Consider the following 16891-nt stretch of genomic DNA (forward strand, 5'->3'; position numbering starts at 1 on the left):
TAGAGGAAGATTCGCTTTCTATCTGCCACAAATGGTACATGGCATTTCAAAATAGAAACTGAGATTTTTTAAATTTGGAGTATGATGAATAAGGATAGGGTTGCTTATGTAGATAAGGGGGAATAAGAATGCGCAAACATTTATCATTAACACGACAATAATCAGCTGTTCATAAATCTTATTGAAGAAAAAGTTCATAGAAGGCAATTGGAAATGCAGGAAAGACATCTACCAAAACAGGAAGGTGATGATGTTGTTGTTAAGAAAAGCCTGGTACATTCAGCAAACCATTGATCATAATAGGAAAAAGAAGTATGAAATAGCTGAGCGTAATGAATTATCAAGCTTGGAAGGACTACGTGTTAGTAAACAGCTGAATTATGCGATTATGGAGATGAAAAGGTTAATGCACGAGGTATGAGGAAAAGTAGTACGATCTTATAATATATCTGTAACTGGTTTGTTTATTATTGCCACGATTATCTTCTATAACTTGGATGTACTAGTGAAAGTCTTAGTGCATTAAGTGGGAACTTCTGCAGTTAAAGGGTATTTATTGTTATTTGAATATTCAATTAATAGGCATTAAGAGTCTTTAAGACAAATAATGCCCATGCTCTTTATTATTTTTTATATGAAATATCAGGGCAAATTCATAAAATGGAGTGTACGATGACTAAAAGTGAAAAAGGATACATGGGATATGGTTTTTTGAAAAAATATTGGATTAAACTTAATAAAATGCTATTAAGAAATATAGGCGGTATATTACCTCAATATGATCATCCTTTCGGAAAAGTATTGGGAAGGACCTTTAGAAATTTTGTAGCAAGACAGATTGTTGAAGAATTCGGTAATGGAATTATCGTCGATAGAGGGGCTAATCTTCAAGAAAGGGTTGTATTGAAGGACGGATGCACTGTTGGAATTAATTGCTTGGTAGGTGTAGAAGCAGTTATAGGCAAAAATTCTAAATTGGCACCTGATTGCATGGTCTATACAAGAAACAAGTTATTCCACAAGGAAGAGGGAAAATTTTACGACTACAGGCCAATCCAGCCGGTAATTATCAGAGATAATTGTTGGATTGGAGCGAGGGTCATCATTTTACCTGGAGTGGAAATTGGGGAGAGCTGCGTAGTTGGAGCCGGATCGGTCGTCACTAAAAGCATGCCGCCATTCTCAGTTGTGGCAGGTAATCCAGCAAAAGTGATGAAGAACCTACTGGAAGAAGAAAATGAAACGGGAAAGATAAATATTACTATGTGAGAATTAATGAAATTTTGTTATAAGATTTCATTTTCTTCATCAGCAAATATCTAGCAATTTTTTGACTAAGCATCATGGATATTCAAACTTTAAGTCACCGTGGAGACCAAGGAATGCGTATCCATGTTTAATCTAACTAGCTCGAATTCTATATCCAAAGTTAACATCACTGTGGAAATTGAAAAGGTCAAGTTGACCTGTTTCAAAAATGAAACGCTTCAATTTCTTTTTGGGATATTGATAAATCAAATGTAGTTTTGTGACAACGGAAATAGCAGGTGTAAGCTGTGGTTACGTCGTAAGGGGCATAAGTATGCCCTATCCTAGTTCTAATGAAGTATCAGAAAAAGGTTCTTTTAAAGAGCTTGAAAGGAAGTTCATCTGATTAACACCTATTCGTAAAGCTGCATTACCTGAACACATTCCTCCAAAGCTATAATCTTCTGAATTAAAGCCGGCATCAAATCGATAGAGTCGTTTTTCTCACCCCATTATATACCGTGTCAGAACTTTTTCTACTTACATACGTTGCTTTAAGAGTTGAGCTGAGTCCTCGTTATTAACGAATGTGAACCGCGGTCCATTTGCGTTAGGCTCTAGCGAATACATAATATGTTTTACCGCTACCGTTGGGCTAATACAAGACCAATACGCCCATCACTACTCTCTAAAAATCCCTCAATAATAGATATTGGCTGTAGCTACCTCATATAATGCTTTATCAACTGAAACCACTGGAACTATGTAGGCAGCAAGAGATGGTGCAGCAGCCAATTGAACGAATTCCTGTTGGGAAATCACAAATATTCCATTAATGATCCTAAATGATGGGCAGTTTCCTTATGTAATAGTAAACCTATTCATTGTTTATTTGATATTCCAATGCAATCCCTTTATATTGAAATGGTGGCAGTTTATTAAAAACTAAATTCAAGTCAGGAAATGAACATGGAGGGTTTTTAACGTGCTGGATATATGGATGGTTGGTTTCTTGATTTTATTGGCTCTATTTCTATTATATACGATAGTCCCTACGGTACTTATTCGTGGATCCGGCTTGGGCATAACCAAAAATATCAAGAAGAATAGTGGGATTGCTCTAACTTTTGATGATGGACCCAATTCCGAATATACAACAAGATTGCTTGATCTTTTAAAAAAGTATGAAGTAAAGGCTTCATTTTTTGTGGTGGGCAGTAAGGTGAAGAAGAATCCAGAAATCATTCAACGAATGCATGAAGATGGGCACGTTATTGGAATCCATCATTTTCATCATGTTTCAAGTTGGATCCTTTCACCATTTCAATTAAAGAAGCAGCTGGATATGACCGAAAAGGCAATAACGGAATGTACGAAGGAAAAGGTCATTTTTTATCGTCCTCCATGGGGCCATTTCAATATATTCACCCCGTTTCTCAGCAAGAACTATAGGGTGATCATGTGGTCGGCCATCTTCGGTGATTGGAAAGTGGATAATTGTAAAAATAATCTGCTTGAGCAATTACGGAACACTTCCACGGAAGGTGAAATCATACTCCTGCATGACTGTGGTGAAACCTTGGGAGCGGATAAGGAAGCACCGTTGCATATGATGGAAAGCTTGAAAATCTATTTGCGTGAAAGTAAAGAAAAGGGAACGAAGTTTGTTACTTTAAGAGACATATAACAAATTCTGGGGGTACCATGAATATCGATACGATTTTACATTTCATTAATATATATGGGTACCTGATCATTTTTCTTTTTTTGTTCCTTGGTATCGTTGGAATTCCTGCTCCAGAGGAATCACTTCTTTTTTTGATTGGAGTGTTGATCGCCCAAGATAAGCTCTCCTTCCCACTATCGGTCTTAGCTGCTTTTCTGGGTGCTTTTCTTGGGATGCTTGTAGCTTACGTTTGTGGGAAATATGTTGGGTATCCATTCATAAATAAATATGGCAAGTACGTCGGGATTACAAATGAACGATGGGAAAAAGCAAAAAGAAATTATATGGAAAACATCCAAAAGACGATCGTTTTTGGATTTTATATACCGGGTATGAGGCAAATCAGTCCTTATTTTGCAGGTATATCCAGTACGCCCTTTCGTGATTTTTTCCTGCTGTCTTTATTGGGGACGACGCTCTGGATTGGCCCCTTTATAGTGGCTGGATATTATTTAGGAAGTGCATTTAATATAAACCCTGAATATGTTCCATATTTAGGTGTCTTTTTCTTAATTATTTTTGTAATATATGGCGCATTCAAATATATTAAAAGAAAGAAACAAAAGTCCAATAATTGAGAGTCACTTCTTTTCCATAAACCTTTAGCTTTGATCTCCTATTGGAAAATAAGTTTTTTCATTGGAGACTTATAATACTTTGAACCATCAGTGGAATTCTCGATCAACAAGAAAGATTACAACGAAGATTGATGATTTATTGTAGCATGGTCAGTTCGTGAACCTGCTAGTGTTTGAACTATATGAAATATGGTATTCAAAGTATGATTTCTTAGGAGATGACACGTATGAAAAAGATTTTGTTTTTACCTCTCTTTCGAATGCAGTCAGGACATCATCAAGTTGCTGAGGCATTAATGGATATGTTGAAGAAGCATTCAAACGGTATCGCTTTTAAAAAAGTCGATTTGATAAGCTATACAAATAATTCTTTAGAAAAAATGGTGACAACCGGTTATTTAAAATGGATCAGGTATGCACCAGAAACGTATAATCTCGCCTATAAAAACCTTTTTTATGTTCCTTCATCTACAGAATGGGCATTCAAATGGTATCAGACTATATTCTTGAGAAAAATGGAACAATTGATAGCTGAGGAAAAACCGGATTTAATTGTGTGCACCCATGGTTTCCCTTCGTATCTTTTGAGCCAGTTAAAGATAAAAGGGAAATGCAACATCCCGATCATTAACGTATATACGGACTACTTCATTAATAATGTGTGGGGGACACAAGGGATAGATGCCCATTTTCTCCCTAGCCAAGAAGTAAAGGAAAAGTTAATGAGCATGCGTCAAATACCAAAACAAAAGATGATGGTCACCGGTATCCCCGTCCATGAGGACATTACTAAAATCGCCAGTGAACCAAAAACATCGGATCGACCTAGAATTTTAATATCCGGAGGCAATAGCGGTCTAGGCGGGATCTTGAATGTAGCTGCTCAGTTAAAGAGGTTAACCGAGTTCGATTACTTCGTGCTTTGTGGCAATAATAACAAACTGTATGATGAAATCGATTCATGGAATTTGGCTCATATCAAGCCTTTGTCTTATATCTCATCAAGAGTTGAAATGAACAAACTTTATGAAGATGTTGATGCAATCGTTACAAAGCCAGGTGGTGTCACCATAAGCGAAGCATTACGAAAAAAGCTGCCGATATTCGTTCATTCCATGCTTCCAGGCCAGGAAGAGATTAATTTAAAGTATTTAAAAGAACAAAAGCTTGTATTCGAGCTTAATCAGAAAAGGCCATTTGAACAACAAATGAAGGAAACGTTGAAGAACAAGGAAATAATGGAGAAATGGACGACCTCAATTGAGTCCTATCATAAGGAAATCGAGCTCGATAAGCCTGAGGGTATGGTGGAAGTGATGAAGTTGATCCTTAATCTTGAAGAAGACAGCAAGCTTCCGTATATATCCAGTCAAACTAAAGTCATTTAAGGGATTGGACGAGCTTCATTGCCTTAAAGCTCGTGTGAATCAATAATGATTGGAGGGAGGGGATTTTGCCTCCTTTCCAATCACCCCTTATTAATGAGTTTCTTGCGGCGTGATATGAACGGACTTCCGGTCACCCAAAAACGCCACGAATAATCCTTGGCCTCCCCAGCGTTATCAATTCCGATGCGGGGGCCGCTGGAAATGTGTTCAGGCTGCTTTCCGGCAGCAAGATAAAGCGGGGGAGACGTAAAGGAACGGCCATAATCCTCCATGGTTATGCCAAGTGCTTTTGTGAGCTTCCCAGGTCCGTCAGTCCATTTGCGAATGTCGGCAATGCCTCGCCTTTCTTGCATTAACTTAAGCCCTGAATAAGGTTCAACAGCCCGGATTAGAATGGCTTCCGGATTCTCAACCCCGCCGCTTACGACATTGACCAGTGTATGAGTGTGCATGACATAGGTATAAATCAATCCGGACTTACCGAACATCACTTCCGTACGTTTTGTCCTTCTATTTCCAAAACTATGGGCGGCCCTGTCAAGAGGACCTATATATGCTTCGGTCTCTACGATGAATCCAGAAGCGGTTCCAGAAGCAGACTCTTTTACAAGCAGGCACCCGAGGAGGGATTTTGCCAGCTCAAGCGTGGGTTGTTCATAAAAATCGACTGGTAAGATTGAATGGTTCGTTTTCCCGGTCATATTATCACTCCTTTTATCGTTTACAGGTAAATTTCCCTTAACTTTTAAAAAGAAACATATAATGATAAACAAGGCCGGCTGAATGATTCAGCCAGCCTTGTTTATTGTTCAACTTAATTCTTTTTCCGTTTCTTGATCTTTTTTGATTCTGCCGGAGCCTACTGAAAGTGCGACTAATATGCCCGCTGCAACAAAAAAGATACCTGTGACGAAAACACTGGAAAAGGCATCTATCCAGGCATTTTCAATCGTTTTTATCAGGACGGTGCTGACTTCTGCCGGTACTTTAAGATTCTCGGGATAAAGCATGATGTTGAATAACTTATCCGTTTTATCCGCTAGTGCCGTCAGTGCCTCGTGCAATAGTGGGCTCTTTTCGTTAACTGCTGCATCATCCATATTTTGCTGAAGATTATGATTCATGACTGCGTTCAGAATCGTGATGCCCATCGTTCCGCCTATTGATCGGAAGAAGGTGGAGGCCGCTGTGACCGAGCCAAGCTGTGATTTAGGAAATTCATTTTGAACGGCGATCATCAATGTCGGCATGACGAGGCCCATTCCAATTCCAAGAACGGCCATGAAGGAATAGGCAGTGAAAATGGTCGTACTGCCGTTCATCGTACTCATTAAGAAAAAGCCGAGCGTCGCAAAGGCCATTCCAAAGGTAAGAACTGTGCGAAAACGGAATTTCAATAGCAGCCTTCCGCCTACGATACTGGAAAGAATTAAACCGACCATCATCGGGGTCATGGTCGATCCTGCTTTTGTAGGTGAAACGCCAAGCACTCCTTGCATGAAAAGTGGAACGAACATGATCGCCCCGAACATACCGAGGCCCAGCAAGAACCCCAAAATATTGGTGGTGGCAAAAACCCGATTTTTAAAAAGGGATAAATCAAGAATCGGTTCGACTGCTTTTCTTTCAAAAATGATGAATAGAGCAATGAAGATAACGGTAAAACCGAAAATCAAGAGAGATTTAAGTGATACCCATTCGAATTTATCACCACCGAATGTCAAGCCCAATAATAACAGGACAATACCGGGTATCAAGGTCAATATGCCAAGATAATCAATATTCACTTTATCCGTTTTTCTAATTGACTCATGCTTCAACCCAACATAAATCAGGATGGCGGATAATAACCCTGTTGGCACATTGATGAGAAAAATCCAATGCCAACTGATATGGTCTACGATCAACCCGCCCAGAAAAGGTCCAATGACAGAACTTAAACCAAAAAGGCCACCGAATACGCCCTGCCATTTGGCTCTTTGTTCGCTTGAGAAGATATCGCCGATAATCGTCTGGGATAAGGGCATGATCATCCCGCCGCCGATTCCTTGCAGCCCCCTGTAAATGATCAATTGCTCCATGGAAGTGGCAGTGGCACATAAGAATGAACCAATCGTAAAAATGATCGTACCAAGCAAATAGAGCGAACGCCTGCCATATAAATCAGAAAGCTTTCCAACAATCGGTACAACAGTCGTTGAAGCGATCAAATAGGCAGTCGTTACCCAAGCGAATATGGTGAAACCATCCAATTCCCCGATAATCGTCGGCATGGCCGTCCCGACTATCGTCTGTTCCAATGAACTAAAAAACATTCCAATGATCAACCCTGTCAAGACAAGCCTGGTATTGACTGCTTTTTTCTCCATTTGCATACCATTTCCCCATTCCTCGTACTGTATTCCTTGTGACCAGTAGGTCAAGATTATATAGCTGAACTGACCAATTAGTCAATATTTTTTTAAAAATTCCCTCCATCTCAGCTTAGTAATTCGGCTAGAACCCGTTAAATCCTCCTAATTTAATAGCTCCGGCGTGTTTCCATATGGCAAATCCGATATAATAAGAAGGAATACAGTTGATTATGGATTGGAAGTGTAACAAATGAGTAAAAGAATCGGATTTATTGGATGCGGTAAAATGGGAGAGGCCATGCTCGAGGGCATGTTGCTTGCTGAGATCATATCGCCCGATGGAATCATGATAAGTACAGCAAGCTTAGAAACCAAAACGAAGATCACCACCAAATATAAGGTTAAAGGTACCATTGATAATAAAGAAGTTGCCGGTTTTGCCGATTATCTCTTTCTAGGGATTCAACCTGCCATGCATAAACAGGTGCTTGAAGAGGTGAAGGATCATGTGAAGGAAAACACAGTGATCATCACGATGGCAGCAGGAATTGATATAGCGTTTATCGAAAACAGCTTCGACAGGAAAGTGAAGGTCGTAAGGACGATGCCAAATACTCCTGCACTTGTGGGTGAGGGCATGACAGCCATAAGCATGAACGATGAAATCACGGATGTTGATATAGCAGCTGTGGAGACAATACTGAACAGCTTCGGAAAAACGGAAATCATCAATGAAGGTATGATGGATGCAGTACCAGCCATTAGCGGCTCGTCACCTGCATATGTGTATATGTTCATCGAAGCGCTTGCTGATGGAGGGGTTCGTGACGGCATTCCAAGAAAACAAGCATACCGAATGGCAGCACAAGCTGTATTGGGAGCTGCTAAAATGGTACTTGAAACGGAAAGACATCCAGCCGCATTAAAGGATGATGTCTGTACTCCAGGTGGATCAACGATAGCTGCGGTAGCTGCTTTGGAAGAGGCTCAGCTTAGATCTGGCATATTACAAGCGATGAAGGCCTGCACGAATAAAACAAAAGGAATTGGCCAATAAGAAGTAGCGATTGCCTATAAGTGGGCAATCTCCTTTTTTTTATATTTTCTGAATGTTCCGTAAGAAAGGGTGGGGATGCTCGATGAAAAATTATATAGAGGACTTAAGGAAAATACTGACGAAAGAACAAGTAACGGTCAATGAAACTTTATTGGAACAGCATAGTCATGATGAATCGTATCACACTCCGCATTTACCTGACATGGTCATTTATCCAAAAAATACGGCAGAAGTTAGTGCAGTGATGGGTTATGCGAATGACCATGATATACCTGTGATTCCATTTGGGTTAGGATCAAGCTTGGAGGGACATGTCGTTCCGGTGAAAGGGGGGATTTCCCTTGATTTGTCCTTGATGAATCAAGTATTGGAAATCAGGGAAAATGATTTCCTCGTGAAGGTGCAGCCAGGCGTGAGGAGAACACACCTTAATAAAGAATTGAAAAAATACGGTTTGTTCTTTTCCGTCGACCCCGGCGCCGATGCGACATTGGGTGGGATGGCAGCGACGAATGCAAGTGGGACGACTTCAGTCAAATATGGGATCATGCGCGATCAAGTCAGAGATTTGGAAGTCGTTTTAGCAAATGGACAAGTGATCCACACGGGCAGCTTAGCGATGAAATCGTCTTCAGGCATTCATTTGAATGGCTTGTTTGTGGGCTCTGAAGGTACGCTCGGAGTCTTTACCGAGCTGACATTAAAGGTATATGGAATCCCTGAAGTCACCATGGCAGGACGAGCAACCTTTCCAACTGTAGAACAGGCAGTATCTGCGGTTAACGGTATCATGCTTGCGGGAATTCCGATTGCACGAATCGAATTGGTTGATGCCGAATCGATAAAAAAAGTTAATCAATACATGGACAAATCCTATGACGTCAGACCAACCTTATTCCTTGAATTTCACGGAAACTTTGCCGGTTTGGAACAGGATGTCCAATTCGCCAAGGAAATCGTAAGGGATTTTGATTGTAGCGATATCCAGTTTGAAATGGATTCTAAAGCACGGAATGCATTGTGGGAGGCCCGCCACAATCTCGCGTATGCCTTCATTCATAGTGCTCCGGGCAAGAAGCTGATGGTAACGGATGTAAGTGTGCCTCTCCATGAATTATCCGACGCCATATTGGAAACAAGGAAGAAGGTTGAACAATCGAAAGTGGAGGGGGCGATTGTAGGACATGTAGGAGATGGGAACTATCATGTACTGTTCATGATCGACCTAAAAAATCTTGAGGAAGTGAATGAGGCGAAACGGTTAAATGAAGAAATCGTTGAATATGCCTTATCGAAAGGCGGTACTTGCACGGGTGAGCATGGTGTTGGACTTGGAAAATCGAAGTATCAGAAAAGGGAGCACGGAGCCGCCTACGAAGTGATGAAAACGATCAAATATGCATTGGACCCGAAAGGAATTATGAATCCAGGCAAAATTTTCGTGGATTAACAGAATTCCATGATGTTAGATAGTGAAAGCCAGACTTGCCCCAACGGCAAGCCAAAAACGCCTGATGGATGAAAGAATCCGCCTGTTTGAGCTGCTAATTCGTCCCAACATCGGAATAAATCGACCGATAGAGCAGATAATTCGGCCTGAATCAGGTTAAATCGACCGATAGAGCAGATGATTTGATCTGAATCAAGTTAAATCGACCGATAGAGCAGATAATTTGATCTGAATCAGGATAAATCAACCGATTGAGCCGTTAATTCGACCTCCAGTCCAATGATCCGATCATAACCAAGAATTTCACGGGATTACAAATAAAAAAACTCCAGACACGATTGTGTTTGGAGTCTTCATTTTAATATTATGCGTTAATGTTATTTGGATTTAAGGCGTTTTCTACACTAACGTAGTTGTAGCCTAGGTCTGTTGCAACTGCTTCGAACGTGATTTCACCGTTTGCCACATTGACGCCTTTTGCAAGGGCATCATTTTCAAGAATCGCTTTGATGGCTCCTTTGTTTGCAATTTGAAGCGCGAATGGTACGGTTACGTTCGTTAATGCGACTGTTGATGTTTGAGGCACTGCTCCTGGCATGTTTGCCACTGCGTAATGGACAACTCCATGTTTCACATAAGTAGGGTTATCATGTGTTGTTATATGGTCAACCGTTTCAAAGATCCCGCCTTGGTCGATTGCAACATCGACAATGACTGATCCTGGAGACATCGATTTAACCATTTCTTCAGTAACGAGCCTAGGGGCTTTAGCACCTGGAATCAATACAGCACCAATTACCAGATCAGCATCTTTGACTGCTTCTGCGATATTATAAGGATTTGAAATGAGTGTTGTCAGTTCATTTCCGAAAATATCATCCAATTGACGAAGACGGTCAGGGCTTAAGTCAAGAATCGTTACATCAGCGCCTAATCCAATTGCGATTTTAGCTGCGTTCGTTCCGACCATTCCTCCGCCGATAACTGCGACTTTGCCGCGTTTCACTCCAGGGACTCCGCTTAATAGGATTCCTTTTCCGCCATTATTTTTTTCGAGGAATTGCGCACCGATTTGTGCAGCCATCCGGCCAGCCACTTCACTCATCGGAGTCAATAACGGAAGTGTGCGGTTTACTGCAACCGTTTCATATGCAATCGCCAAGACACCGCTTTCTTTTAGGGCCTGTGCAAGGGCAGGCTCGGCTGCAAGATGCAAATATGTGAAGAGAATTAAATCTTTACGGAAATATTTATATTCAGATGAGATAGGTTCTTTTACTTTCATGATCATGTCTGTACTTGACCAAACGCTAGCCGCGTCCTCGACTATGACAGCACCAGCTTCTTGATATGATTCATTTGTAAAACTGCTTCCTAGACCTGCGTTCATTTCAACTAATACTTCATGCCCTGCATTGACTAATGCTACAACGCCTGCTGGAGTGATAGCCACACGGTTTTCATTGTTTTTAATCTCTTTCGGAATTCCTATTCTCATCTTAATCCCTCCAATAATATGTTTTACTGTTTGTATCACAAGTATAGTTGGAATAGTAAACGGTTAGTATGTGGAAATCAGAAAAATAAAAAAGGTGTATTTGTGGATTTCCACAAACGCAGTTCAATATTGCTAGGTCCGAGATATTAAATCATGATATCCATGTAAGAAAACATAACCTTGAATCTTAACTTTTTAAAATCGGGTTTTCAATCCTCTCTAAAATCCGCCTTTTTTTATACAGCATGATTCCTGTATCGGCTATATCGGCGATCATGGTCCGATTGGAAAGGGCGCCGAAGATTATTCCTGCAACAGGGACCATTTGCAATAGCTTTTTCCAGCCAAACTGATCTCGGTACGTATATACCACTTCTCGCCATCCTTGCAGTTCTGATGCAATTTCCCTTTTTGAATCCTCCTCAGTCCGGCCCATTTTCGTCAATTCATTTAGTAGAGCTTTTTTCCCGACAACATCCGATGTTGTGAATTGCAAGCACTTGACTATGAAAATCCGTTCTTGACGGTCACGGGGATCAAAGCCATACGTGATGGCGATATCCTGCAGTGTCTTGATTGACATGCCAAGAAGAAGGGGGATATCGATCGCTAAGGTGAAAATTCCACCTATACCGGTAGTGGCACCTTGAACCGTAGCTAATTTACTGCCCGAGTTTTTAATATCCTGACTTACGCTATCCATGACATGGAGCGGCACGCTTGAAACATCATCTAGGACCTTAATGTTCACTTCAGGACTCTTGGCTTGAAGCTTACCTAGAATATCTGCCTCTTTCGTTAAATATTTTCCACCTGTCTGAATATAGCTACCGATTTCATCAAGCATGATACCCAATTTATTCTGGATGAAGCCTGGTGTCACCTTATCCAATAGCTTGAAGGGGAGTCGTCCAATTCGTTCCCAAAACCATAACCCCTTTTGATCCTTCTCCCATTTTTCAATGGTTCGTAATTCTTGCTCAAGCTCTTCTTTTGTTTCCAATTTCATATGACCAACCTTTCCATACCTTCTAGTATTTCCATACTGGGCAATATTTCATGAATTTTTCTTGAAAAATGCATCATATTGATCCAATTTAATATTAAGAAAAAGGGCCATTTTTTGAATTGGGTCTTTTAATCGGATGGCCCCCACTTCGGAAATTCGCTTTAAACGGTAATTCAATGTATTCACATGGATATGAAGATTTCTCGATGCCTCGTTTGGGTTACAGTCTTTCTCCAAATAAACGGCAAGCGTTTGCAGTAATTCCGTCTGGTTCTTCATATCATATGCTTTTAGTTTTAGAATGGATGGATGGGCATGACGCTGTTTGTGGCCTGCGAACCCTTCAATCATTTGAAACATGCCAAGCTCTTCATAATGTACAAGGAGCTGCATATCATCAGGGAAAATATTCTTCATTCTCAAGGTGTATTGTGATTCCTCGTAGCTCGATTTAACATCCAATAAATTGCTATACGTTTGGCCAGCCGTACCAAGGATATGCTCTACACCGAAGCGACGTTTCATTTCCAGGATGAAAAACGGAATGAAATCATATAACGATTGTGTGAAAAAAGGACTGTTTTCCTGGTTGGCTCCTGCGAAAAGAATAAGCTTGTTTTGATCAATGGCAAAAAGGGAACTGTTTATTTTTTGCGTAGTCGTTAGCATGTATGAAATGTATCGTTCCACTTCACGGTTGATCTCCTTAGGGAATTCAAATACCAATATCGAAAAAATTTTAGGAACATGAATCGAAAACTTCGTGAAGTTCTCAATTATTTCGGCTTCTTCCGTGTAGTGCCCTGTCAACATACGCCAAAGGAATTCTTGATGACCAGCCTCTTTTCTTTTCTTTTTCAGCTGTAATTGCTGCAACTGATTTTTTGCTTCCTTTGCTGCAAATTGCAAAAATTCCATATCTTCATCGGAGAATGGCGCATGGACTTCAAGGGCCCAAATGAAACCAAGGACTTCATTGTTTTTCCGAATGGAAACCGCAGCCCTATTACCGAGGCCCACATCATTGATGGCCCCGATTTTAATGGGCACATCCTCCTTCAATAACGCAGGAATGAACCCATCTTTCCATAAACTATTGATGACCTTTTCAGGGACGCGCCTTCCGATGATGGTCATGATGCGCGCCTGGTCGGTAGTGTCATCATGTGTGCTATATGCAAGTAAACGGTGGTTGCCGTCTTCGATTGTAATGGGGCACCCTAAAACTGAACTGATTCTATCGGCAAACTCCATCATATCTCCATAAAGGTCTTTAAAAATATCTCTATTTTTTTTGAATTCCTTCATACCAATTCTGCCCCTCGCTAAAAAGATTCCTTCTGATTGAATTTTATACGATTTTAACCGAATAAGCATGGATTATTTGCTTTAGTGCTTTGGATAAAAAAACAGAAAATCCCTACCAATGGAAACCGGAAGGGATTTTCTGTTTTAGAATAGGAAATTAATTAAGTAATAAAACAAACCTGCCAAAGTTGCTGAGATTGGAATGGTAATGAACCAGGTAACGATCATTCTTCTTGCCGTTCCCCATTTTACACCCTTGACACGATGCGCTGATCCAACACCGAGGATTGAAGACGAAATAACATGGGTTGTACTGACGGGCATGTGAATCACGGTCGCACCGAAAATGATGAAGGCTCCCGTTAGATCCGCTGCAACACCATTGACAGGACGGATTTTCATAATCTTGCCGCCAACCGTTTTAATGATTTTCCATCCGCCCACGGAAGTTCCAAGTCCCATTGCTAGCGCACAGGAAAATTGAACCCAGAAGGGGATATCGGTACTTGATGCATAACCATTTGCAATAAGGGCCATCGTGATGATACCCATCGCTTTTTGGGCGTCATTCGTTCCGTGGGTATACGATTGCAGGGCTGCTGTAGCAATCTGTATAGTACGGAATCTTTGATTTGTTTTTGTCAAATTATTATTTTTGAATACAACTTTAAAGATGCTGTATACGATGAACCCCAATGCAAAAGCAATTAGCGGGGAGAAAATCAATGCTTGAAGAATCTTTAAAAACCCTTCCCATTTTATGCCGGCGAAACCAGCTGCAGCAATGGCTGCACCAGCAATCGAACCGATCAAAGCATGGGAGGAACTGCTTGGTATTCCGTAATACCATGTAAGAAGGTTCCATATGATAGCGGCAAGCAGAGCTGCCAGGATAACATAAGAACCATTCGGAAGTGTGAACGGATCGACGATATCCTTCGTGATGGTCTTTGCTACGCCTGTAAAGGTCATGGCTCCGACGAAATTCATGATGGCTGCCATGATAATGGCATGCCTAGGCTTCATTGCCTTTGTTGAAACAGCAGTCGCTATCGCATTGGCTGTATCATGAAAACCATTGATAAAGTCAAACGCTAAAGCAAAGAAAACGATTAATATAGTTAAAATTAATAAAGTATCCATTTATTGGGGTACTCCTTAGGCGTTTTTCATTATGATTGTTTCAAGTGTATTGGCCACTGCTTGACAGTGATCGGCGATCTCTTCAAGGCTTTCGTAAATTTCTTTATATTGGATGATCCTGATTGGATCTTTTTCAACAGTAAACAAGTTTTTGATCGATTGACGTTGAATTCCATCACAAACGGATTCAAGTTCTTTAATTTTGATTGCATTTTCACGAATCATTGGCAATTTTTTTGTGGATAGTGTATCGACAGCTGTTTCTATCTCATACGTACACTCTTTAATTGCATCGACAAACTTAAGCATGTACTCATCAGCATTGACAATTGAGTACATTTCGAATAATGCCGCACAGTGTTCCAAACCGTCTATGACATCATCCATCCTCATGGTTAATTCAAGGATATCCTCGCGCTCGATAGGAGTGATGAAGGCGTTGTTCAACTCTTTAATCACGTTATGAACCATTGAATCGCCTTTATGTTCATAATCTTTCATCTTATCTGAAAATACCTTTAGATCAGAGATGTTTTTCAGCTTATAATCCGCGAAATAGTCAGCACCTTCTTTAAGGTTTTGTGCGATGTTGAAAAGCATTACTGCGAATTTGTCTTTTTTTGATTTAAAAGCCATGTTGAAGCCTCCCAATTATTCATACAATTTACGCACCTATGTCGTACGCTTAGTATTAACAACTTGATTGTAACGAATTCATATACATTCAGGAAAGGTTTTTCGACGAAAATTTACAAAATCTTAATAAAACTTTACATACGAAAACAAGGATAAGTAAAAAATGGTAAATAGTTACATTAATTGAGCGGTATTTTAAAGAAAGAAGCCTCTCCGTGGTGGAAAGGCTGATGATTTTATAAAAATAAGGCAATTATATAGTAAATCACTCCAGCTAATGACGCGGAGATAGGCAAGGTTATGAACCAAGTAATCAGCATGTTTTTAGCCGTTCCCCATTTTACGCCTTTTATACGGTGGGCAGAACCTACGCCAAGTATGGATGAGGAGATGACATGTGTCGTACTGACCGGCATGTGCAGGAAGGTAGCCCCGAAAATGATCCCCGCACCTGTCAAATCGGCAGCAACCCCGTTCACTGGACGAATTTTCATAATTTTACCACCGACGGTTTTAATGATTTTCCAGCCTCCGATTGATGTTCCGAGCGCCATGGCTATTGCACAGGATAATTGGACCCAGAAGGGGACTTCGGAATTAGTGGCATACCCGTTAGCAATTAAAGCCAGGGTTATGATACCCATGGATTTTTGTGCATCATTCGTTCCGTGTGTATAGGATTGGACGGCTGCCGTCAGAATTTGTATTCGCCTGAATCGCTTGTTCGTCTTTCCTAAATTATTATTTTTGAAAATTACCTTGAAGATGCTGTACACAATGAATCCAAGCGTAAAGGCAAGGATAGGTGAAAGTATCAAGGCTTGGACGATTTTAGTGAACCCGCTCCATTTAATAGCATCGAACCCACTGGCCACAATGGCGGCACCTGCTATCGAGCCGATAATCGCATGAGAGGAGCTGCTTGGAATGCCAAAATACCAGGTCACCAAGTTCCATGTTATTGCGGAAATCAGTGCAGCCAGGATTACATATGAACCATTATTTAATGTGAATGGATCCACGATATCTTTCGTAATGGTATGTGCTACACCTGTAAAGGTCAGCGCGCCTAATAAATTCATGGCCGCAGCCATGATGATGGCATGGCGCGGTTTAAGTGCCTTGGTTGACACCGCTGTTGCGATCGCATTGGCCGTGTCATGGAAACCATTGATAAAGTCAAAGACTAAAGCAAAAATGATGATTAACACGGTTAAGATTAAAATGCTGCTCATATGGAAGACTCCCTTAATATTCAAATATGTAAAAAATGAATTTCGATTGTACATAATAAAAAGGACGTTGGAACTTTAACAACTCCTCATTATTTAGAATGGGGGTTTTACGTTTGATTATTCTTTAAAGATGACACCTTCTTTAACTTGTTTTTAAACAACTATTCAATTGTAACGAATTTCTTATCTATAAGGATAGATTTTTCGTCATTTTTTTACAAAATATTTAATTTAGTTAAGGAATAAATGGGTAAATAATCC

General features: G+C 40.5%; 15 protein-coding genes. 7 read left to right on the plus strand and 8 right to left on the minus strand.

The genetic code is table 11. The annotated features are described in order from the left end of the window. The first annotated feature begins 256 nt into the window (after window positions 1–256). The 5 genes from ASU00_RS25535 (at window position 257) to ASU00_RS17350 (ending at window position 4940) form a co-directional block, all read left to right on the plus strand. Window positions 257–421, plus strand: a complete 165-nt coding sequence (locus tag ASU00_RS25535) for a hypothetical protein (RefSeq protein ID WP_161809756.1) — start codon at window positions 257–259, stop codon at window positions 419–421. Window positions 422–672: 251 nt separating this feature from the next. Then, the gene (locus ASU00_RS26845) at window positions 673–1269 is read left to right on the plus strand and encodes an acyltransferase (RefSeq protein ID WP_057914735.1); all 597 of its coding nucleotides are present in this window, start codon (window positions 673–675) and stop codon (window positions 1267–1269) included. Window positions 1270–2233: 964 nt separating this feature from the next. Beyond that, window positions 2234–2935 carry a polysaccharide deacetylase family protein gene (locus ASU00_RS17340; protein WP_236712764.1) on the plus strand — a complete coding sequence of 234 codons (702 nt, stop codon included), beginning with the start codon at window positions 2234–2236 and terminating at the stop codon, window positions 2933–2935. 17 nt (window positions 2936–2952) lie between these two features. After that, window positions 2953–3552: a DedA family protein gene (locus ASU00_RS17345; RefSeq protein ID WP_057914736.1), complete on the plus strand. Its 600-nt coding sequence runs from the start codon at window positions 2953–2955 to the stop codon at window positions 3550–3552. A 227-nt stretch (window positions 3553–3779) separates the two neighbouring features. Continuing rightward, complete coding sequence (locus ASU00_RS17350) at window positions 3780–4940, plus strand: MGDG synthase family glycosyltransferase (protein ID WP_057914737.1); 1161 nt, start codon at window positions 3780–3782, stop codon at window positions 4938–4940. Between the two features lie 80 nt (window positions 4941–5020). Here the strand turns inward: ASU00_RS17350 and ASU00_RS17355 are convergent, their stop codons facing one another. Next, window positions 5021–5641 carry a DNA-3-methyladenine glycosylase gene (locus tag ASU00_RS17355; protein ID WP_057914738.1) on the minus strand — a complete coding sequence of 207 codons (621 nt, stop codon included), beginning with the start codon at window positions 5639–5641 and terminating at the stop codon, window positions 5021–5023. Window positions 5642–5749: 108 nt separating this feature from the next. Continuing rightward, window positions 5750–7315 (minus strand): MDR family MFS transporter, encoded by a 1566-nt coding sequence (locus ASU00_RS17360; RefSeq protein ID WP_057914739.1) that lies wholly within the window; start codon window positions 7313–7315, stop codon window positions 5750–5752. A 229-nt stretch (window positions 7316–7544) separates the two neighbouring features. On the opposite strand from ASU00_RS17360, the gene proC reads away from it, so the two are divergent. Beyond that, on the plus strand, window positions 7545–8351 hold the full coding sequence (gene proC / locus ASU00_RS17365) for a pyrroline-5-carboxylate reductase (RefSeq protein WP_057914740.1): 807 nt from the start codon (window positions 7545–7547) through the stop codon (window positions 8349–8351). An 82-nt stretch (window positions 8352–8433) separates the two neighbouring features. Beyond that, on the plus strand, window positions 8434–9801 hold the full coding sequence (locus ASU00_RS17370; protein WP_057914741.1) for an FAD-binding oxidoreductase: 1368 nt from the start codon (window positions 8434–8436) through the stop codon (window positions 9799–9801). A 364-nt stretch (window positions 9802–10165) separates the two neighbouring features. Here ASU00_RS17370 and ald read toward each other — a convergent pair whose 3' ends face one another. From ald to ASU00_RS17400, 6 genes are all read right to left on the minus strand, one after another. After that, window positions 10166–11299, minus strand: a complete 1134-nt coding sequence (ald, locus tag ASU00_RS17375; RefSeq protein WP_057914742.1) for an alanine dehydrogenase — start codon at window positions 11297–11299, stop codon at window positions 10166–10168. A gap of 187 nt (window positions 11300–11486) precedes the next feature. Next, window positions 11487–12308, minus strand: a complete 822-nt coding sequence (locus tag ASU00_RS17380; protein WP_057914743.1) for an EcsC family protein — start codon at window positions 12306–12308, stop codon at window positions 11487–11489. 48 nt (window positions 12309–12356) lie between these two features. After that, window positions 12357–13616 (minus strand): PucR family transcriptional regulator, encoded by a 1260-nt coding sequence (locus ASU00_RS17385; protein ID WP_057914744.1) that lies wholly within the window; start codon window positions 13614–13616, stop codon window positions 12357–12359. A gap of 144 nt (window positions 13617–13760) precedes the next feature. Continuing rightward, window positions 13761–14759, minus strand: a complete 999-nt coding sequence (locus ASU00_RS17390) for an inorganic phosphate transporter (RefSeq protein WP_057914745.1) — start codon at window positions 14757–14759, stop codon at window positions 13761–13763. 15 nt (window positions 14760–14774) lie between these two features. Then, window positions 14775–15395 (minus strand): DUF47 domain-containing protein, encoded by a 621-nt coding sequence (locus tag ASU00_RS17395; protein ID WP_057914746.1) that lies wholly within the window; start codon window positions 15393–15395, stop codon window positions 14775–14777. A gap of 236 nt (window positions 15396–15631) precedes the next feature. Beyond that, window positions 15632–16630 (minus strand): inorganic phosphate transporter, encoded by a 999-nt coding sequence (locus ASU00_RS17400; protein ID WP_057914747.1) that lies wholly within the window; start codon window positions 16628–16630, stop codon window positions 15632–15634. Window positions 16631–16891: the final 261 nt, after the last annotated feature.

The organism is Peribacillus muralis (assembly GCF_001439925.1).
Lineage (GTDB): Bacteria > Bacillota > Bacilli > Bacillales > DSM-1321 > Peribacillus > Peribacillus muralis.